16 protein-coding genes are annotated in these 19,714 nt (G+C 70.7%); 10 read left to right on the forward strand and 6 right to left on the reverse strand.

What is annotated here, in order from left to right; translation table 11 throughout:
- Window positions 1-68: 68 nt before the first annotated feature.
- The 5 genes from CRT23_RS11625 (at window position 69) to lpxD (ending at window position 8,241) form a co-directional block, all read left to right on the forward strand.
- Window positions 69-1,304 carry an HlyD family secretion protein gene (locus tag CRT23_RS11625; protein WP_103709807.1) on the forward strand — a complete coding sequence of 412 codons (1,236 nt, stop codon included), beginning with the start codon at window positions 69-71 and terminating at the stop codon, window positions 1,302-1,304.
- Window positions 1,305-1,313: 9 nt separating this feature from the next.
- Window positions 1,314-2,894 (forward strand): DHA2 family efflux MFS transporter permease subunit, encoded by a 1,581-nt coding sequence (locus CRT23_RS11630; protein ID WP_103709808.1) that lies wholly within the window; start codon window positions 1,314-1,316, stop codon window positions 2,892-2,894.
- Window positions 2,895-3,079: 185 nt separating this feature from the next.
- A complete protein-coding gene (gene rseP / locus CRT23_RS11635) occupies window positions 3,080-4,240 on the forward strand; it encodes an RIP metalloprotease RseP (RefSeq protein WP_103709809.1) in 1,161 nt (386 codons plus the stop codon).
- A gap of 335 nt (window positions 4,241-4,575) precedes the next feature.
- Complete coding sequence (gene bamA, locus CRT23_RS11640; protein ID WP_103709810.1) at window positions 4,576-7,137, forward strand: outer membrane protein assembly factor BamA; 2,562 nt, start codon at window positions 4,576-4,578, stop codon at window positions 7,135-7,137.
- A 45-nt stretch (window positions 7,138-7,182) separates the two neighbouring features.
- Window positions 7,183-8,241 carry a UDP-3-O-(3-hydroxymyristoyl)glucosamine N-acyltransferase gene (gene lpxD / locus CRT23_RS11645; protein ID WP_103709811.1) on the forward strand — a complete coding sequence of 353 codons (1,059 nt, stop codon included), beginning with the start codon at window positions 7,183-7,185 and terminating at the stop codon, window positions 8,239-8,241.
- A gap of 3 nt (window positions 8,242-8,244) precedes the next feature.
- On the opposite strand, the gene CRT23_RS11650 is transcribed toward lpxD, so the two are convergent.
- Window positions 8,245-9,507: a helix-turn-helix domain-containing protein gene (locus tag CRT23_RS11650; protein ID WP_181017322.1), complete on the reverse strand. Its 1,263-nt coding sequence runs from the start codon at window positions 9,505-9,507 to the stop codon at window positions 8,245-8,247.
- Between the two features lie 463 nt (window positions 9,508-9,970).
- On the opposite strand from CRT23_RS11650, the gene fabZ reads away from it, so the two are divergent.
- From fabZ to lpxB, 4 genes are read left to right on the forward strand one after another with little or no spacing between them, the layout of a single operon-like run.
- Entirely contained in the window at window positions 9,971-10,435 is a 465-nt protein-coding gene (gene fabZ / locus CRT23_RS11655; RefSeq protein ID WP_055956113.1) for a 3-hydroxyacyl-ACP dehydratase FabZ, read from the forward strand.
- Entirely contained in the window at window positions 10,432-11,244 is an 813-nt protein-coding gene (lpxA, locus tag CRT23_RS11660; protein ID WP_103709813.1) for an acyl-ACP--UDP-N-acetylglucosamine O-acyltransferase, read from the forward strand. Before fabZ ends, lpxA begins: the two co-directional genes overlap by 4 nt.
- The gene (gene lpxI / locus CRT23_RS11665) at window positions 11,241-12,155 is read left to right on the forward strand and encodes a UDP-2,3-diacylglucosamine diphosphatase LpxI (RefSeq protein ID WP_181017323.1); all 915 of its coding nucleotides are present in this window, start codon (window positions 11,241-11,243) and stop codon (window positions 12,153-12,155) included. The genes lpxA and lpxI overlap by 4 nt, the downstream gene beginning before the upstream one ends.
- The gene (gene lpxB, locus CRT23_RS11670) at window positions 12,152-13,324 is read left to right on the forward strand and encodes a lipid-A-disaccharide synthase (protein ID WP_103709814.1); all 1,173 of its coding nucleotides are present in this window, start codon (window positions 12,152-12,154) and stop codon (window positions 13,322-13,324) included. The genes lpxI and lpxB overlap by 4 nt, the downstream gene beginning before the upstream one ends.
- A gap of 4 nt (window positions 13,325-13,328) precedes the next feature.
- On the opposite strand, the gene CRT23_RS11675 is transcribed toward lpxB, so the two are convergent.
- On the reverse strand, window positions 13,329-13,772 hold the full coding sequence (locus CRT23_RS11675; protein WP_103709815.1) for a DUF805 domain-containing protein: 444 nt from the start codon (window positions 13,770-13,772) through the stop codon (window positions 13,329-13,331).
- Window positions 13,769-16,273 (reverse strand): ATP-dependent helicase HrpB, encoded by a 2,505-nt coding sequence (gene hrpB, locus CRT23_RS11680; RefSeq protein WP_103709878.1) that lies wholly within the window; start codon window positions 16,271-16,273, stop codon window positions 13,769-13,771. Before hrpB ends, CRT23_RS11675 begins: the two co-directional genes overlap by 4 nt.
- 177 nt (window positions 16,274-16,450) lie before the next feature.
- Between hrpB and map the strand changes: the two genes are divergently transcribed.
- A complete protein-coding gene (gene map, locus CRT23_RS11685; RefSeq protein ID WP_103709816.1) occupies window positions 16,451-17,200 on the forward strand; it encodes a type I methionyl aminopeptidase in 750 nt (249 codons plus the stop codon).
- A 104-nt stretch (window positions 17,201-17,304) separates the two neighbouring features.
- Here map and CRT23_RS11690 read toward each other — a convergent pair whose 3' ends face one another.
- From CRT23_RS11690 to CRT23_RS11700, 3 genes are read right to left on the reverse strand one after another with little or no spacing between them, the layout of a single operon-like run.
- Window positions 17,305-18,870: a cytochrome c gene (locus CRT23_RS11690; protein WP_103709817.1), complete on the reverse strand. Its 1,566-nt coding sequence runs from the start codon at window positions 18,868-18,870 to the stop codon at window positions 17,305-17,307.
- A 34-nt stretch (window positions 18,871-18,904) separates the two neighbouring features.
- Complete coding sequence (locus tag CRT23_RS11695; RefSeq protein ID WP_181017324.1) at window positions 18,905-19,213, reverse strand: hypothetical protein; 309 nt, start codon at window positions 19,211-19,213, stop codon at window positions 18,905-18,907.
- Between the two features lie 3 nt (window positions 19,214-19,216).
- Window positions 19,217-19,714, reverse strand: coding sequence for a TspO/MBR family protein (locus CRT23_RS11700; protein WP_103709818.1), 498 nt, complete (start codon window positions 19,712-19,714; stop codon window positions 19,217-19,219).

Consider the following 19,714-nt stretch of genomic DNA (forward strand, 5'->3'; position numbering starts at 1 on the left):
CCTTCGAAGAACCGGGTCGATGCCTTGAGATCGAAGTCCATGAGAACGTCGTCCATGAGATCGAAGTCATGAGCTTGCGCGAGGACGACGGCTTTCGAGCCGAGCCGGTTCCGGTCGACGCTGTCGAGACACGGACGGTGGCGACGCCTCCGGCGGCCGTCCCTGCCCAGGCGATGGCGCCGGCGGTCATCGTGCCTCCGCTGGGCGAGGCGCGCGTCAAACCCCGGCGGACGCGCAAGTTCGTCCTGGCGACGCTGCTCCTCGCCGCCCTCGGCGGCGGCGCCTACAAGGCGCATGCCTGGTGGACCGTCGGACGCTTCTTCGTCAGCACCGACGACGCCTATGTCCAGGCCGACATCTCGGTCCTGGCCGCCAAGATCCCCGGCTATCTCGCGGCGGTTCCGGTCGTGAATGGGCAGGCGATGCACAAGGGCGACGTGATCGCCCGGATCGACGACGGCGATTATCGCCTCGCCGCGCAGGCCGCCCACGACAAGCTGGAGACGCAGCAGGCGGCCATCGCCCGCATCGCCCGGCAGGTCGAGGCCGCGCAGGCGCAGATGCTGCAGGCCTCGGCCCAGATCGACGCCAACCGGGCCGATGCGGTCCGCGCCGCGGCCGATTATGCCCGCCAGCAGCAACTCGAGAAGGTCGATTTCGTCGCCAAGGCGCGCATCGAGCAGGCGCGGGCGGACCGCGACCGGACGGAGGCCGCGGTGAAGGGGGCTGAGGCCTCCCTCGTGGCCATGCGGGCCAATGTCGAGGTGCTGCGGGCGCAGGGCAAGGAGGCGGAGGGCCTCGCCGCCGAACTGCGCACCGCCGAGGCCAGGGCCGCGCGCGACCTGGACTTCACCACGATCCGGGCGCCCTTCGACGGCGTGATCGGCAACAAGGCCGCGGAGGCCGGCGCCTATGTCTCCCCGGGTTCGCGCATCGCCGCCCTGGTCCCCCTGGAGAGCGTCCGCATCGACGCAAACTTCAAGGAGACCCAGGTCGAGCGCATGCATCCGGGCCAGCGCGTGCACATCGCGGTGGACGCCTACCCGGACCGCGACATCGTCGGCGAGGTCGAGTCGCTCTCCCCCGCGTCCGGCTCGGTCTTCAGCCTGCTGCCGCCCGACAACGCCACCGGCAACTTCACCAAGATCGTTCAGCGTCTGCCGGTGCGGGTGCACGTGCCGGCCGATGTCGCCCGCGAGGGCATCCTGCGGCCCGGCCTTTCGGTGACCGTCCGGGTGGACACACGCGATAGCGCCGAGACCGCGGCCGGGGACGACCGGCTCCGCACGGCCTCCCGGCACTAGGCGCCGCCGATGGCCGCGACCGCCACCCTGGCATCGGCCCCACCGGCCGCCGAGCCGCCGCTGGACCGCCGCCGCATGGTGGCGTTCGTCTGCATGGTGTTCGGGATGTTCATGGCGATCCTGGACATCCAGATCGTCTCGGCCTCGCTGGCCGAGATCCAGGCCGGCCTGTCGGCCTCGGGCGACGAGATCCCCTGGGTGCAGACCAGCTACCTCATCGCCGAGGTGATCTCGATCCCGTTGTCCGGCTTCCTGTCGCGGGTCGTCTCAACGCGCTGGATGTTCGTGATCTCGGCCGGCGGCTTCACGCTGATGAGCCTGATGTGCGCCACCTCCACCTCGATCAACGAGATGATCCTCTGGCGGGCGGCGCAGGGCTTCATCGGCGGCGGCATGATCCCGACGGTCTTCGCCTCCGCCTTCACGATCTTCCCGCCCTCGAAGCGCTCCATCGTCTCGCCGATGATCGGCCTCGTGGCGACGCTCGCGCCCACCATCGGGCCCACCGTCGGCGGATACCTCACCGACCTGTTCGACTGGCACTGGCTGTTCCTCGTCAACGTCGTGCCGGGCATCTTCGTGACGGTGTCGACCTACCTGCTGGTCGATTTCGACGAGCCGAACCTGGCCCTGTTCAAGCGCTTCGACTGGTTCGGCCTCGTGTTCATGGCCCTGATGCTCGGCTGTCTCGAATACGTGCTGGAGGAAGGGCCGAACCACGATTGGCTCGCCGACGAGGCGGTCTTCGCCTGCGCGGTGATCTGCCTGACCGCCGGACCCGCCTTCTTCTGGCGGGCCTTCACGGCCGCCGAGCCCATCGTCGACCTGCGCGCCTTCTCCGACCGCAACTTCACGGCCGGCTGCATCTTCAGCTTCGTCCTCGGCATCGGCCTCTACGGCCTGACCTACCTCTACCCGGTCTATCTCGGGCGCGTGCGCGGCTACTCGGCGCTCCAGATCGGCGAGACGATGTTCGTTTCCGGCCTCTGCATGTTCGCCACCGCGCCGATCGCCGGGCGCTTCTCGGGCAAGGTCGACCCGCGCCTGATGATGGGGCTCGGCTTCCTCGGGTTCGCCACCGGCACCTGGATGGTCACCGGCCTGACCAAGGACTGGGACTTTTGGGAACTCCTGGTGCCGCAGATCCTGCGTGGCTGTTCGCTGATGCTGTGCATGATCCCGATCAACAACATCGCCCTCGGCACCTTGCCGCCGGCGCGCATGAAGAACGCCTCCGGCCTCTACAACCTCACCCGCAACCTCGGCGGTGCCGTCGGGCTCGCGCTGATCAACACCGTCCTGAACGACCGCTGGGACCTGCACCTCGCCCGCCTGCACGAGCGCTTCACCTGGACCAACACCGCCGTCCTCGAGCGCCTGGAGATGACCCGCCGGCAGTTCGAACTGCTCGGCGGCAATGCCGACGCGATGGCGCTGAAGGCCTTGATGAACACCGTGCGCCTTCAGGGCTTGGTGATGGGTTTCACCGACGTGTTCCTGGTCCTGACCTTCCTGTTCGTGGCCATGGCCTGCGCCGTGCCCTTCATCCGGCGGCCCCGGGCCGCGGCCGGCGCCGGTGGCGGTCACTGAGGACTTTGCTGGCTGCTTCGAAGCCGCCGTGGTTCTTTACCGTGACCTCGGGAATGCGGGGATAGTCCGGCCCGCCGACCCCCCTGCGACCGCAAAACCCGGTCGAAAGGTTTGCGTTCGCGTTCAACACATCCGATCTGCTACAGCGGAGCGACGGCCCCGGGGGAGGCCGAGAGGATCGACCAATGGACTTCCTGAACGCCATGGGCGGCACGGCGAGCGGATTCTTCGGCGCCGTGATCCCCTTCCTGATCGTGCTGAGCATCGTCGTGTTCGTGCACGAGATGGGGCACTTCCTGGTGGGGCGTTGGTGCGGCGTCGGCGTGCACGCCTTCTCCCTCGGTTTCGGACCGGAACTCTTCGGCTTCAACGACCGGTACGGAACGCGCTGGAAGCTCTCGGCGATCCCCCTCGGCGGCTACGTGAAGTTCCACGGCGACGCCAACGGCGCCAGCGTTCCGGACCCCGAGGCCGTCGCCCGGATGTCCCCGCAGGAGCGGGCCACGAGCTTCCCGACGCAGTCCCTCCCGAAGCGCGCCGCCATCGTGGCCGCCGGGCCGATCGCCAACTTCATCCTCGCCATCGCGCTGTTCTCTGGCGCCATCTATGTCGGCGGCCGTTACGAGACGCCGGCCCGCGTCGAGGCCGTGATGCCCGACAGCGCCGCGGCCCGCGCCGGCTTCGAGCCCGGCGACGTGATCCGCGCCATCGGCGGGTCGCGGGTCAACAGCTTTACCGACATGCAGCGGACGGTGTCGGGGGCGGCCGGCTCCAGCCTGACCTTCACGGTCGAGCGCGGCGGCGAGACCCGCGAGCTCGTGGCCGTGCCGGAGCGCAAGGAGGATGTGACCCCCTTCGGACGTCACCGCTTCGGCCGTTTGGGAATCCAGGGTCCGAAGGCGAGCGAGGCCAAGCTCGTGCATTACGGCCCGCTCCAGTCCCTCGGCCTGGGGACCTACGAGACCTACTTCGTGGTCGACCGGACGATCGACTACATCGGCAAGCTGGCCACCGGCCGGGAATCCCCCGATCAGCTGTCCGGACCGATCGGCATCGCCCGCGTCTCCGGTGCCGTGGCCCAGAGCGGCGGCCTTGCCGGCCTGGTCGGGCTGATCGCGTTGCTCTCGGTCTCGATCGGCCTCCTCAACCTCTTCCCCGTGCCCCTGCTGGATGGGGGCCACCTGTTGTTCTACGCCTTCGAGGCCGTTCGCGGCCGGCCCCTGAGCGAGCGGGCACAGGAGATCGGCTTCCGCATCGGGCTCGCCCTGGTCTTGTTCCTCATGCTGTTCGCCGCCTGGAACGATATCCTCAATCTCGGCGCCTCATGGGGCGCCCGCGGAACCTGACCGGGCGTGAGCGGGACCGGTCGGCACGCGCCGTCCGGTCCCGTTCCGGGACATGCAAACGCCTCGATCTTAACCACAATCCCCCTCGCGCGCGGAACCTCCGGGTTTCGCGCGCAACCGTTTGTTGACCCTGTTCGACGATCGGCCCGGGGCGTTAAGTGACCGGAAGGCCACGTCTCCCCAAAATCCCCAGTGAGCGGGACCCCCCGGCGTTTGCTTAACGCCGGAATCCCGATAGAAGCTGAGCTTGGGACCAGGTGTCAGGACGCCCGGAAAACGGGCGCCTGATTGCGGGTGCAAACTCGCGCTGAAGATATAAAGAGACGGGCGATTACATGATGTCGATGACGGGGAAGCGCCGGCGTAAGTCGGCGGAACAGACCATCGTCCTAGTCGCCGCGGCGGCCGCTGGCCTCGTTCTCGGTGGAGCCGCTCAGGCGCAGCAGATCGTCGTCCAGGGTAACAAGCGTGTCGATGCCGACACCATCCGGTCCTACGTGACTGGCACCGCCTCCGGATCGCCCGAGGAAGCCCGCCGCAACCTGCTGGCGAGCGGCATGTTCTCCGACGTCAAGGTCTCCCGCAGCGGTGCCAGCACCGTCGTCAGCGTCCGCGAGAACAACCTGATCAACCGGGTGGTGTTCGAGGGCAACAAGAAGATCGAGAAGGCCACCCTCGAGGGCGAGGTCGAGGCCAAGGCGCGCGGCGCCTTCAGCGAGGCCGTGGTTCAGGCCGACATCCAGCGCATTAAGGAAGTCTACCGCCGCGCCGGCCGCGGAACGGCCAAGGTCACCTTCCGGACGGTAGACCTGCCGAACGGCCGCCTCGACGTCATCTACGTGATCGAGGAAGGCGACAAGACCGGCATCAAGGCGATCAACTTCGTGGGCAACAATGCCTACTCGTCGTCCAAGCTGCGCGAGCTGATGTCCTCTTCGGAGATGAACTTCCTCAGCTTCATCAAGACCTCCGATGTCTACGATCCGGATCGCATCACCAACGACCTCGACATCGTCCGGCGCTACTACCTCAAGAACGGCTACGCCGACTTCCGCGTGATCAATGCCGATGCCCGCTACGTCGAGGGCGAGGGCGATGCCGGCTGGGTCGTCACCGTCACCGTTGAAGAGGGCGAGCAGTACCGCGTCGGCGCGGTCGCGATCGATTCCCGCCTGCCGGGCCTCGACACCCAGGTCCTCGACGGCGAGATCCGCGCCCAGGTCGGCGACGTCTACAACGCCGAGGACGTGGAGCGCACCCTCAACGGCGTCACCAACCAGGTCGGTCGTCAGGGCTACCCCTTCGCCCAGGTGCGTCCCACCGGCCAGCGCGACCGCGCCACCCACACCGTGGCCCTGGGCTTCGTGGTCGAGGACGGCCCGCGCGTCTACGTCGAGCGCATCAACATCCGCGGCAACACCCGCACCCGCGACTACGTCATCCGGCGCGAGCTCGATATCACCGAGGGCGACGCCTACAACCGGGTGCTGACCGACCGGGCCGAGCGGCGCCTGAACGGCCTCGGCTTCTTCAAGAAGGTGCGCTTCTCCAACGAGCCGGGCTCCTCGGCCGACCGCGTGATCATCAACATCGATGTCGAGGATCAGCCCACGGGTTCGTTCTCGGTGGCGGGCGGCTACTCCACCCAGGACGGCATCATCGGTGAAGTCTCGATCTCGGAGTCGAACTTCCTCGGTCGCGGCCAGTACGTCCGCGTGGCGGGCACCGGCGGCCAGTACTCCCGCGGCCTCGACTTCTCGTTCACCGAGCCGTACTTCCTCGGCTACCGTCTCGCCGCCGGCTTCGACGCCTTCTACAAGTACAGCGACCAGACCCGCTACTCGCGCTACGAGACCACGGTCTATGGTGGCCAGCTCCGCGTCGGCCTGCCGATCACCGAAGAGTTCGGCATCACGATGCGGTACTCGCTCTACAACACCGAGCTGAAGGTTCCGAACACGATCAAGCGTCCGTACAACGACTGTTCGAACCCGATCGTCGGTTATACGAATATCACGACGGGTGGCCTCGCGACCGGCGCGCCGGGTGAGCAGGCTTCCTACCCCGCCTGTGCCCTCGACGGCGAAGCCTCGATCGCGCTCAAGGGGTCGCAGGGCAACACGCTGACCTCGCTCGCCGGCCTGACGCTCGCCTACTCGACCCTCGACAACCTCGGCTCGCCCCGCAACGGCCTCTACGCCGAGCTGAAGCCTGACGTCGCCGGCCTCGGCGGCGACTCGAAGTTCTTCCGCGTGACCGGCGATGCCCGGTACTACAAGGAGCTCTACGAGGACGTGGTCGGCTTCGTCCGCTTCCAGGGCGGTCACATCACGGCCCTGAACGATCAGCCCCTGCGCATCACCGATCAGTTCTTCCTCGGCCCATCGCTGGTCCGCGGCTTCGCGCCCAACGGTATCGGTCCGCGCGACGTCGGCATCAGCGACAGCCGTTCGAACGCCATCGGCGGCTCGACCTACTTCGGCGGAACCGTCGAAGTTCAGTTCCCGCTCCCCGGCGTGCCGCGGGATCTGGGCCTGAAGGGCGCGGTGTTCGCCGATGCCGGTACGCTGTTCGGCTATAACGGCCGGACGCAGTTCAACGTGAACGGCGATGCCTTCATCAACGGTATCGCACCGGGCGGCGCCTGTAACTTCAACCAGAACACCATCGGCGTCGAACCCGAGTGCGTGAACGTGCGCGACAAGATGACGATCCGGTCCTCGGTCGGTGCGTCGATCCTCTGGAACTCGCCGCTGGGCCCGATCCGCTTCGACTACGCCTACGCCCTCTCGAAGGATGAAGGCGTGAAGGCCTACGATGCGACCGGCAACTACCTCGGCCGCGTCGGCAAGGATCAGCTGCAGGCCTTCCGGTTCTCCGGCGGCTCGCGGTTCTGACCCGGAGCGCTGCCTCCTTTCGGGGAGGCAGCGCGTTGTGACGGCATGTCAGATCCGATCTTCTTCTCCGCGACCACCACCCTCAGCCTCGGCGCCATCGCCGAGGCTGCTGGCGTTTCGCTGCCCGAGGGCACGAACCCGGACGGCGTGATCACCGGCGCCGCGCCGCTGGAATCCGCCACGCCGACCGACGTCGCCTACATGGACAACGCCCGCTACGGCGACGCGCTCGCGGCGACCCGGGCAGGGCTCTGCCTCGTCTCGCCCCGCTTCGCCCCACGGGTCCCGGCCGAGACCGTAGCCCTCGTCCTGCGGGATCCCTACCGGCTCTACGCCGGCCTGCTGGCGCGGCTCCATCCGGAGGCGATGCGGCCCGCCTCGCTCTTCGGCTCGGCCGGCGTCGCCCCGGGAGCCCATATCCATCCCGAGGCGCGCCTCGAACCCGGCGTGCAGGTCGATCCGGGCGCCGTCATCGGCCCGGGTGCCGAGATCGGCTCCGGCACGGTCATCGGCCCGAATGCCAGCATCGGCCCCCGAGTCCGGATCGGGCGCGACTGCGCGGTCGGAGCCGGGGCCACCCTGACTCATGCGCTTCTCGGCAACCGGGTCATCATCCATCCGGGCGCGCGCCTCGGCCAGGACGGTTTCGGCTTCGCCATGGGGCCGGGGGGTCACCTGAAGGTACCGCAGATCGGCCGGGTCATCGTTCAGGACGATGTCGAGATCGGCGCCAACACCACGATCGATCGCGGCGCCAGCCGCGACACGATCATCGGTGAGGGCACCAAGATCGATAACCTCGTGCAGATCGCCCACAACGTGGTCATCGGACGTCACTGCGTGATCGTTTCAGGCGTTGGGATCTCCGGGTCGACCACCCTCGAGGACTACGTCGTCCTGGGTGGTCAGGTCGGCGTCGTCGGCCACCTGCGCATCGGCATGGGATCGCAGATCGCCGGGTCGTCGAACGTGAACCGCGACGTGCCTCCGGGCAGCCGATGGGGCGGGACGCCGGCCAAGCCCGTGAGAGCCTGGTTCCGCGAGTTGACCACGCTCGCGCGCCTGGCCGAGCGTTCCAGCGGCGGGGACGAGCCCAAGCCCTGAGCCTCAGCCGCGCGGGTGCCGATCCTCGAGGTGGAGGTAGTCGCCGCCGAATCCGGCGAGCGCCCTCAACCCGCCGGGATCGCGGATAAGGAGCATCCCGTCGGCCAGGGCGACGAGACCGCGGCCCGTGAGGTCCTGGATCGCCCGGGTCACGTGCACGCCGGAGAGGGCGGTCGCGTCCGCGAGGTCCGACTGCGACTGGGGCAGCGGGAAACCCCGTGGACCCGCCAGCCCGACGACCTCGAACCGGGCCTGCAACTCGCAGAAGAGATGGGCGACCCGCTGGAGCGGCCCGCGCGACCCGAGACCGACCAGCCATTCGCGCAGGGTCGCCTCGTCGACGAGGGTGGTCTTGCGCAGGGCCGCCGCGATATTGGGATGGCTGCGGATCAGGTCGAGCACGGTCGTCCGGTCGAGCCGGGCCACCCGACTGTCCGTCAGGGTCATGATGGTGTGATCCATTCGGCTCAGCAGGGCGACGTCGAGGTCGCAGACATCGCCCGGGAGCAGGTAGGCGGTGATCTGGCGCCGATCCGGACCGACCCGCCTGTAGCGACAGGCCATTCCCTCCAGCATCAGGAAGACGCCTCCGGGGCGATCGCCCTCGCGGATCAGATCGATCCGGGCCGGCACGGCGACGGCCTCGTCCGTCAGGCGCTGCAGGCGCTCCCGATCCGCCGAGGTGAGCGGAACGAAGCCGTGCAGCTTACGAATGAACGGGTTCGCGTCGGCCAGCGCCGGCGGGGTGCGGTGGGCCGCGCGAGCGGGCTTCGCCCCGGGCTCCGGTGCCGCGTTGCCGGACCCCTTCAGGGCCAGCACGAACAGCCCTGCGAATTGCTGCAGGATCCGGGCGTCTTCCGCATCGAACCGCGCGGTCACGTCGTGGTGGATGGCCCAGAGCACGCCGAGCACCCGCCCGGCGGTGTCCCGCACGGGCGTGAACAGGCCCTCGAGCAGGGGCGCGCCCGCCTCGTCGGCGAGGCCGGCGAACGGGCGACTGACGAGGATGGTCTCTCCCGTCTCCACACAGTGACGCTGCGCATCGCCATCGGGCGGAAACCGCAGGCCGGCCTGGTCGGCGAGCCGGCCGGCGACGCGGCTCCAGACCAGCGTGTCCGCCTCGACGTCGCGCAGGGAGAGCCCTGCCGAGCCGCATCCGCAGAGCCGGAGGATCGCGTCGAGGATCGCCTGGCCGGCCGCGGCCGGGTCCGGCACCAAGTGCGCGGCGACCGCGCCGAGGGCCGCGGCCGTGCCGGCGAGATCCATCGCCCGAACGGGGCGATGCGCCAGGTCGGCGGAGATGACGACGTCTCCAGGACGGAGCGCCTGAACGTTGTTGCTCGCTGAAACTTCGATGTTCCCTGGTCTCACTGCCCCGCTTTGAGGGGACCGATCCTTATCGGGTGAAACCATCAGGTCTTGTCCTCGGAAAGGGAGGTCTTCGGACAACCGCCGTTTCTGGGTCGGCCCTCATGGATTCTGGGGCTCGCGAAGGCGACGTCAAGATCGGGAAACTTCTACTCAAACGTTAGCCTCCGCCCTGGAATGACAACGTGGCGATCGGTCGCCCCGGAGCGTTGCTCCGCTGGCCGGGCGACCGCAGCTTTCGGCCCTGAGGGCTTGCATCCGCGGTCCATCTGCCGAATGAAGGCGCTTCCTCCAGATCTGGCGGCGAACGGGAACGAGGCGGGACGGCGGGGCGCCGACGCGCAGTAGGATCAGACAATCGATGAGCGACATGCCGCGTGAACTTGGCTCGGCTGATATCCAGAAGGTTCTGGAACTCCTGCCGCACCGCTATCCCTTCCTGATGATCGACCGGATCGTCGAGATCGACGGCGACCGAAGCTGTGTCGGGATCAAGAACGTCACGATCAACGAGCCGCAATTCACCGGGCATTTCCCCGGCCTGCCGGTGTTTCCCGGCGTCCTGCTGATCGAGGGCATGGCACAGACCGCGGGCGCCATCTGCTGCCGCCACATCATGAGCGACGAGCTGCGCACCAAGCAGGTGTTCTTCATGACCATCGACAAGTGCAAGTTCCGCAAGCCCGTCGTCCCCGGCGACACCGTGCGCTACCACATGACCAAGACCAACCACCGCCGGACCATGTGGTGGTTCCGCGGCGAGGCGCGGGTCGACGGCGTCCTGGTCGCCGAGGCCGAGATCGGCGCCATGCTGGTGACCGAGTGAGCGCCGCCGCGGAGATCCACCCGAGCGCGGTGGTCGAGGACGGCGCGACCCTGGGCGAGGGCGTCCGGGTCGGTCCGTTCTGCCATGTGGGTCCGTCCGTGACCCTCGGGGCGGGCTGCGAGCTGGTCAGCCACGTGGTGGTGGCCGGCCGGACCACGATCGGCCCCCGGACCCGGATCTTCCCCTTCGCCTCCATCGGCCATCCGCCGCAGGACCTGAAGTTCAGGGGCGAGACCTCGACCCTCACGGTGGGCGCCGACTGCCTGATCCGCGAGGGCGTGACCATGAATCCCGGTACGGCTGGGGGCGGCCTCGAGACGACGGTCGGCGACAACTGCACCTTCCTCGCCAACGCGCATGTCGGCCACGATTGCCGGGTCGGCGACGGCGTCGTGTTCTCGAACAACGTCATGCTCGCCGGCCATTGCAGCGTCGGCGACTACGTCATCATCGGGGGCGGCGCGGCCGTGATCCAGTTCGCGCGCGTCGGGGCGCACGCCTTCGTCGGCGGCCTGTCCGGCCTCGAGAACGACTGCATCCCGTACGGGATGGCCCTCGGCAACCGCGCCTACCTGTCGGGCCTGAACATCATCGGCCTGCAGCGGCGGGGCTTTGCCCGGGAGGACATCCACACCCTGCGGCGGGCCTATCGGCTGCTCTTCGCCAACGAGGGCACGCTGATGGAGCGCCTCGAAGACGTCGCCGCCGAGTTCGAGACCCATCGCGCCGTGGCCGAGATCGTCGCCTTCATCCGCGCCGGCGGCAAGCGTTCGCTCTGCACACCGCGCGAGACGCCGAGCGCCGCTTGAGCGCGAACCCGGCGCCGGCCGCGCGCATCGCGCCCGCACCGGCGGCGCTGGTCCTGGTGGCGGGCGCCGGCCGCCTGCCGGAACTCGTGGCCGCCTCCCTCGACCGGGCGGGGCGGCCGTTCCGCGTCCTGGCCATCCGGGGGTTCGCCGAGCGGGCGATGCGCGCCCGCGCGGCCGCCACCGTCGACCTCCTCGACATTGCCGGCATCCTGGCGATCCTCAAGGCCTGGGGGCCGGTCACCGTGGTGCCGGCCGGCGGCGTGTCCCGGCCGAACCCGGCCGCGATCCTCAACGCCGCCGCGGCCCTGCGCAACCGAGACGCCCTGAAGGCGATCTCCGACGGCGGCGACGACCGCCTGCTGCGCGGCGCCCTGGCGCTCCTGGAGGAGCACGGCCACGGCGTGGTCGGCGTCCACGAGGTCGCCCCGGATCTGCTCAGTCCCGAGGGCCTGCTCGGCCGGCACGCCCCCGATGCCGCGGCGCGGGACTCCATCGCCACCGGCCGCGCCCTGCTGGCGGCCCTGTCGGATTTCGACGTCGGCCAGGCCACCGTCGTCGTCGGACAGCGGGCCCTGACCGTCGAGGGTCCGGAGGGGACCGACCGGATGCTGGCCCGGGCCCGGATGCTCGGACGCCGGCCCTTCGGCTACGGCAGCGCACAGCCCGGCACCGTGCTGGTGAAATGCGCCAAGACCGGCCAGGACCTGCGCGTCGACCTGCCGGCGATCGGCCCCCGCACGGTGGCGAACGCGGCGGCGGCGGGCTGCGCCGGTTTGGCCGTCCAGGCGGGCTTCACCCTGATCATCGACCGTCCGGCGACGATCGCGGCGGCGGATCGGGCGGGCCTCTTTCTCCTCGGCCTGGGCGCCGACGTCGGCGGTCCGGAGACCAGAACGGGATCGGGATCATGAGCGAACCGCGCAGCGAGCGGACGATCTGGCTGGTGGCCGGCGAGGATTCCGGGGATCAACTCGGGGCCAAGCTGATGCGCGGCCTGCGCGAGCTTTCGGATCGCCCGATCCGCTTCGGCGGGGTCGGCGGCGAGGCCATGGCGGCGGAGGGCTTCGCCTCGCTGTTTCCCATCGACGACGTGGCGGTGATGGGCTACCTGCCCGTCGCTGCCCGGCTGCGCACCCTGCTGCGGCGCATCCGCCAGACCGTGCGCGACGTGGTCGAGGCCCGGCCGGACGTCCTCGTCATCATCGATAGCCCCGGCTTCACCCACGCGGTCGCCGCGCGGGTGCGCAAGCGGATGCCGGACCTGCCCATCGTCGACTACGTCTCCCCCAGCGTCTGGGCCTGGCGCCCCTGGCGGGCGGCGAAGATGCGCCCCTTCATCGACCACGTCCTCGCCCTCCTGCCGTTCGAGCCGGAGGCCCATCGGCGCTTGAACGGCCCGGCCTGCACCTATGTCGGCCACCCGCTGATCGAGCGGCTCGGCGAGCTGCGGCCCGGGGCCGCCGAGGCCGAAGCCCGCATGACGGGGCGGCCGGTCCTGGCGATCCTGCCGGGTTCGCGCCGCTCGGAGATCGAGCGGCTGATGCCGGTCTTCGGCGCCACCCTGGCGCGGCTCACGGCGCGCTTCGGACCGATCGAGGCGGTGCTGCCGGCGGTGACCCGGCACAGGGCCCTGATCGAGCGTCTGGCGCTGGCCTGGGACAATCCGGTCACCCTCGTTCACGGCGAGGCGGCCAAGCACGCCACCTTCCGCCGGGCCCGGGCGGCGCTCGCGGCCTCCGGCACCGTCACCCTGGAACTGGCCCTGGCCGGCGTGCCGATGGTGGTCGCCTACAAGGTCTCGCGGATCGAGGAGGCGGTGGCCCGCCGCCTCATCCAGGTGCCCACGATCGTGCTGCCGAATCTGATCCTCGGACAGAATGCAATGCCGGAATTCATCCAGGCCGAATGCACCGCTCCGCGCCTCGCCGACGCGGTGGCACCGCTCCTGGCGGGAGAGCCGGCACGGGATGCGCAGGTGGCCGCGCTTGCCCGCATCGACAGCCTGATGCGCCTGCCGGACGACGACCCGCCGAGCCGGAGCGCCGCCCGCATCGTCCTCGCCGCCCGCCGGGCGGCCTGAGCGCTCACGCCTCTGCGGGGACCGGGCCGTAGCGGTTGGCCCCCGGGCTCCCCGCCCGGAACACCGTCTCGACGAAGAACCAGAGGAAGAAGCCGAGCATCGCCAGAACCAGCGCGATGACCGGGAGCGGATGGGCGTCGACGGCCCGCTCCAGGGGCAGGACGCCGACCGTTTCGGCCAGGACATACAGGCCGAACCAGCCGCCGCTGCGGTTCCGGTCGTGCAGGCGCCGGACCGTCTGGATCGCCGTCGCCCCGATCACCGGCAGGATGCCGGCGACCGCCAGGACCCCGGCCCAGCGCAGGCCGAGGCTGGCGAGCCAGATCCCGAGGCAGAGCAGCCCAAAACCGAGGAGCAGCGTGCGGATCAGCAGGTGCCGGTAGGCCGGGGCCGCGAGCCGCCCGCGCGGATCGTAGAGGGCGAGGGTGGCGCGAAGGCGTTCGGTCACGTGCCCCTCGGCTTCACCCGCCGGGTCGGCGGTTCCGCGACCGGGTCCTCGGGCCAGGGATGGCGCGGATAGCGCCCGCGCATCTCCGAACGCACGGCGCTCCACGACCCGCGCCAGAAACCCGGCAGATCGCGCGTGATCTGGATCGGCCGCGAGGCCGGTGAGAGCAGGTGCAGGACCAGGGGAATACGGCCCCCGGCGATGCTCGGATGGCGCTCGAGCCCGAACAGCTCCTGCACCCGGACGGCGAGCACTGGCCCGCCCTCGGCCTCGTAATCGAGGGCGATGCGCGAGCCGGTGGGCACCTCGACATGGGTCGGGGCCTCGGCGTCGAGGCGCGCGCGCAGAGTCCAGGGCAGCAACGCCTGCAGGGCGCGCGCGAGATCGTCGGCGCCGACCGCATCGAGGCTGGTGCGCCCGACGATCTCGGGCGCCAGCCAGGCCTCGATCGTGTCCAGGAGGTGGGCGTCGGACAGGTCGGGCCAGGTCCCGGGATCGGCCGCCCGCAGGAACTGCAGGCGGGCCCGCCACTGCGTCAGCGCCGGCGTCCACGGCAGGGCCGGGAGGCCGATCTCGGCAACGCCCCGCGCCAGGATCTCTGCCGCGGCAAGGTCGGCCGGCACCGGCAGGGTGCGCTCGCCCAGCGTGAGCGCTCCGAGGCGCCGCAGGGAGCGGGCCCGCAACGCGCGGGCACTCCGATCGAAGGTGACCTGTGTCGTCGCCGCGATGGTCGATCCGAACAGGGCCTCGATCGCCTCCAGGGTGATCGGCGCTGCCGCGAGGATGCGCCCCTGGGCGGCGGTGCCGGTCAGCTCGGCCACCACGACGAACGGCGCGCGGGCCAGGGCGGAGGCCGCATCGACGCGGCCGGCCCGGCCGTTGGCCATCACGAACTCGCCGTCGCGGCCGCGGGCGCGTGCGACGCGATCGGGATAGGCCAGGGCGAGGAGCGGCCCGGCCTCGCTCATGTCGAGGCCCCCGGCTGCGCCGGCCCGGGCCCCGGCGAAGCTCTCCGCCTGCCGGGCCCAGCCCTGGGCGAGGCGGCGCATGTCCGCGGCCCGCTGAGCGCGGTCGCGGACGAAGCGCTCGGCCCGATGGGTCACGTCGGTGTCGTCCCCGCCGAGGCCGCGCTCGACCAGCACCGCCGCGAGATCCGCCGCCGCGCGGGCCGTGCCGTACCCTGCCGCGCCGACCACCATGCGGGCGAGGCGCGGCGGCAGCGGCAGGGCGCGCAGGGCCCGGCCGGTCTCGGTGAGACGGCCTTCGGCCTCGATCGCCCCGAGGTCCCGCAGCATCGCCCGCGCCTCGGCCAGGGCGGGGGCGGGTGGCGGGTCGAGGAAGGCGAGGGTCGCGGGATCGGCGACGCCCCAGGCGGCGCAGTCGAGCACCAGGCCCGAGAGGTCGGCGGCGAGGATCTCCGGGCGGGTGAAGGGCTCCAGGGCGTTGGTGGCGGCTTCCGCCCAGAGACGGTGGCAGATGCCCGGCTCGGTGCGGCCCGCACGCCCCCGGCGCTGGTCGACGGAGGCGCGCGACGCCCGCGCGGTGACGAGCCGGGTCAGTCCGAGGCCGGGCTCGTAGACGGGCACGCGCGACAGGCCGGAATCGACGATGATGCGCACGCCCTGGATGGTCAGCGAGGTCTCGGCGATGCTGGTGGCGAGCACCACCTTGCGCCGGCCCGGCGGCGCGGGCGCCACGGCGCGGTCCTGCTCGGCGGGCGTCAGCGCCCCGTAGAGGGGTGCGATCTCCGTGACGGCGTCGACCTTGTCGGCCAGCAGTGTCGCGACCCGGCGGATCTCGCCCTGGCCCGGCAGGAAGGCCAGGACCGAGCCCGAATCGGCCCGCAGGGCGCGCAGGATGGCCTCCGCCACGACGTCCTCGATCCGGCGATTCGGGTCGCGGTCCCAGTACCGCGTCTCGACCGGGTAGGCGCGCCCCTCCGATTCGATCACCGGCGCGGTGCCGAGCAGCCCGGCGACCCTGGCGCCGTCGAGGGTCGCCGACATGACCAGGATTCGCAGGTCCTCGCGGAGGGCGCCCTGGGTGTCGAGGGCCAGGGCGAGGCCGAGATCCGCGTCGAGGGAGCGCTCGTGGAACTCGTCGAAGAGGACCGCACCGATTCCGGTGAGTTCCGGATCGTCGAGGATCATGCGGGTGAAGACGCCCTCGGTGACGACCTCGATCCGGGTGCGGCCGGAGATCTTCGAGCCGAGGCGGACCCGGAGGCCGACCGTGTCGCCGACGCGCTCGCCGAGGGTGGCGGCCATGCGCTCGGCCGCTCCGCGGGCGGCCAGGCGGCGCGGCTCCAGCAGGATGATCTTGTCGGCGGGGCGCAGCCAGGGCGCGTCGAGAAGGGCCAGCGGCACCCGGGTGGTCTTGCCCGCGCCGGGCGGCGCAACCAGGACCGCGGCCGACCCCCCGGCGAGGGCGTCGCGCAGGGCCGGAAGGGCGTCCTCGATCGGCAGGTCCGATACGGCGTTGGCGGAGCTTGGGTGGGCCATCCCGGTGCTGGTGACGCGATCCGGCGCGATCCGCAAGCCGGGGGATCGTCCTGTGCGGGCTGAGGGCCGCCATGCCGAACCGGCCGTCGTCCCGGAGCCGGAGGTCCGCTATGGGTATGCCCCGACGGGCGGCGATGCGAGCGGCCAGCCATCCGGGCGGCCCCGAGGGACAGCGACATGACGGTATCGAGCGACGACGATCTGGCGGCGTTGAAGCGGATCGGGCGCATCGTCGCCCAGACGTTGGAAGCGATGGGGAAGGCGATCGAACCCGGGATGACGACGGCGGAGCTCGACCTCGTCGGACGCCGTCTGCTGGAGGCGGCCGGTGCCCAGCCGGCGCCGGAGCTGGCCTACGGCTTTCCCGGCGCCACCTGCATCAGCGTCAACGAGGAGGTCGCGCACGGCATTCCGGGGGCCCGCCGGATCAACCCGGGCGACCTCGTCAATATCGACGTCTCCGCGGCGAAGGACGGCTACTTCGCCGATACCGGGGCCTCGTTTCCCGTGCCGCCCGTGACCCGCGCGGTGGAGCGGCTGTGCAAGGATGGCCGCCGGGCGATGTGGACCGGCCTGCGGCAGGTCGGGACCGGCAAGCCGATCGCCGCCATCGGCCAGGCGGTCGGGGCCTTCGCGCGCCGGAACGGCTACACCCTGGTGCGCAACCTCGCCAGCCACGGCGTCGGTCACTCCCTCCACGAGGAGCCCACCGAGATCGCCACCTGGCCCGACGCCTCCGAGCGCCGGGTCGCCACGGACGGCCTGGTGTTCACCGTCGAACCCTTCCTGTCCCTCGGGGCCGAGTTCGCCGAGGATGGCGACGATCCCTGGACCCTCTACAGCCGGCCGCAGGCGCTCACGGTCCAGTACGAACACACGGTGGTCGCCACCCGCAACGGCCCGCTCATTATCACCATGGCGAGCTGAGGGCTGCGCCGGCGGCGCATCGGCGGGGTCCCGTGCGGGCTGATCCGTCGCGTCAGGATCCGCAGGCCACGGCCCCACGACCCGCCCCGCTCGCGGCGATTGCGTCAGGGCGTGGGCGTCGTGCCCATGGTCGAGGCCTTCAGCTCGGGATTCTTCAGCTGGGCATAGGTGACGCTGGCGAAGCTGCCGATCACCGCGTGCCACCCGGCCTTGTCGTAGCGCGTGTCGTTCCGCCCGGCCTTGCAGAAGGCCGTCGTCAGGCCGTTGACGATGTCGTCGCCCTTGGCGTCGGGAACCGCCGCCTTGATCTTCGGCAGGAGCGCGTTGACGATCGGGATGAAGTTCTCGGGTTCGAGCCCGGCGAGGCTCTGGGCCGCGCCCGACTCGGCCACGGCCTTGGCGATGTCCGGCTGGGCGATCTCCGCGCAGGGCGCGGTGCCCGCCAGCATCGTCTCCGTGGCCTTGCGCGCGGTGGCGACGACGCCGCGCTCGCTGATCACCGGAGCGGCATTGCCCCAGGCGTTGCGGACGTAGTCGGTGACGTCGGCCACCTCCTGGTCGGTCATGCCGGCGCCGATGGCCGGCATCGGCGCGTAGCCGTTCTGGGCCGAGAGGCCGCCGAGAATCACGCGGATCACCGTCTCGGGGCCTTGCGCCTGCACCGAGGTGTTGCCGGCGAGCGCCGGGATCGCGCCCTCGACGCCCCTGCCGTCCGGCTTGTGACAGGAGGAGCAGTAGCTGAGATAGGTCGCCGCGCCGGGGGCGTCGGCCTGGTTGAAGGCCTGGATGTCCTTGACCTTGTAACTCTCCTTGGCCTTCTGCGTGCGCAGGTAGGCCACCATCGCCTTCAAGTCGGCGTCGGTCATCTTCGACAGGGATTCCTGGATGGTCTGGCGCATCGGGCCCGCCGCGACGCCGGGCTGGTTCCCCGGGGCGGCGCCGGTCTTCAGGTAGGTCACGACCTGATCGTCGCTCCAGCCACCGATGCCGGTATGGTCGTCGGGGGTGATGTTGGGGGCGTACCAGCCGTCGATGACGCCGCCGCCGAGCTTGCCGGCCAGGCCGCTGTTGCCCACGATCTTGTTGGCGTTGTGACACATGCCGCAATGGCCGAGCCCCTCGACGAGGTAGCCGCCGCGGTTGACCTCGGCGCTCGCCTGCGGGTCCGGCTGGAATTCACCGGCGGTGAAGAAGGCGGTGCGCCAGGTGATGAGCGCGGTGCGGATGTTGAACGGGAAGGGGATCTCGGAGGGCTTGCGCGGCTCGCGCACCGCCGGCAGCGACTTCAGATAAGCGAAGATCGCGTCGGAATCGGCGCGGGTGACCTTCGTGTACCAGGCGAAGGGAAAGGCCGGGTAGAGGTAGGAGCCGTCCTTGGTGATGCCCTCGTGGAAGGCGCGGTAGAAGTCGTCCGCGCTCCACGTGCCGAGGCCGGTCTCGGGGTCCGGGGTCAGGTTCGGCGTACGGATCTTCCCGATCGGCGTGTTGAGCACGTAGTTGCCGGCGAAGGGCTTGCCGTCCGGCGCCGTGTGGCAGGCCACGCAGTCCCCGGCGGTCGCCAGGTACTCGCCCCGCTTGATCAGCTCGGCATCCTGCGCCGAGGCGCCCTGGGCGGCCAAACCCACGACGAGGCCGGTCCCCAGTCGGAGAGCGGTGCGGCGGTAATCCATGGCGTCTCTCCGGAGCTGTGGTGTCGGGGGGTGGTCAGGCGCGCCCGTCGTGGGGATCGCGAAGGCGGACGGGCGGAGGGAGGAGGCCGAGGCGCAGCGCCATCTCGGCGAGGTGCGCCAGGCCGGCCAGGGCGAGGCATCCGGCGATCACGGGCCAGCCGGCACCGGTGAGGGCGCCGCGCAGTGCCAGCATCAGGGCCGCGCCGGAGGTCAGGTTGCACAGGAGCGCGAGCGGCCAGGCGCCCTGCGTCCGACGAGTCCACAGGATCAGGCCCAGCGCCTCGCCGGCGACGAGGAGCAGGATCGCGTCCACGAGGTGACCGCTGGCGAGAAGTGCCTCCATCGCTCACGCGCTCCGGAATGGACCGTTGAGGCGAACGATCGCCCGGTTCAGGCAGGCGGCGACCCCGACCCAGAGGAGGTAGGGCAGCAGCAGAAGGGCAGCCATCCCGTGCACGCGCCCTGTGACGACGATGAGCACGCCGATGGAGAGCCAGAGGAACAGCACCTCGACGAAGGCCCAGTCCGGCCGGCGCAGGCGGAAGAACAGGCCGCTCCAGGCGATGTTCAGCACGGCGTTCACGGCGTAGGCGGCCACCAGCGACGCGCGGGCTGCGGGGCTTGCATCGGCGTTCCAGGCGAGGACGGCCGAGATCGCCGTCAGCGTGAAGATCGTGGTCCAGACCGGGCCGAAGGCCCAGTCCGGCGGCTTCCACGCGGGACGCCGGAGGGCCTGGTACCAGGGCCACGTCGTGGTCAGGAGGCCGCCCGCCAGCGCCACCAGGATCGCCGCGCCCGCAGCGATTCCGGCCGGCCCCCAGCCGCCCGCCCCGTCGAGACCCAT

Origin of the sequence: Methylobacterium sp. V23, assembly GCF_002917135.1 — a bacterium.
In the GTDB taxonomy this organism is placed as follows: Bacteria; Pseudomonadota; Alphaproteobacteria; order Rhizobiales; family Beijerinckiaceae; genus Methylobacterium.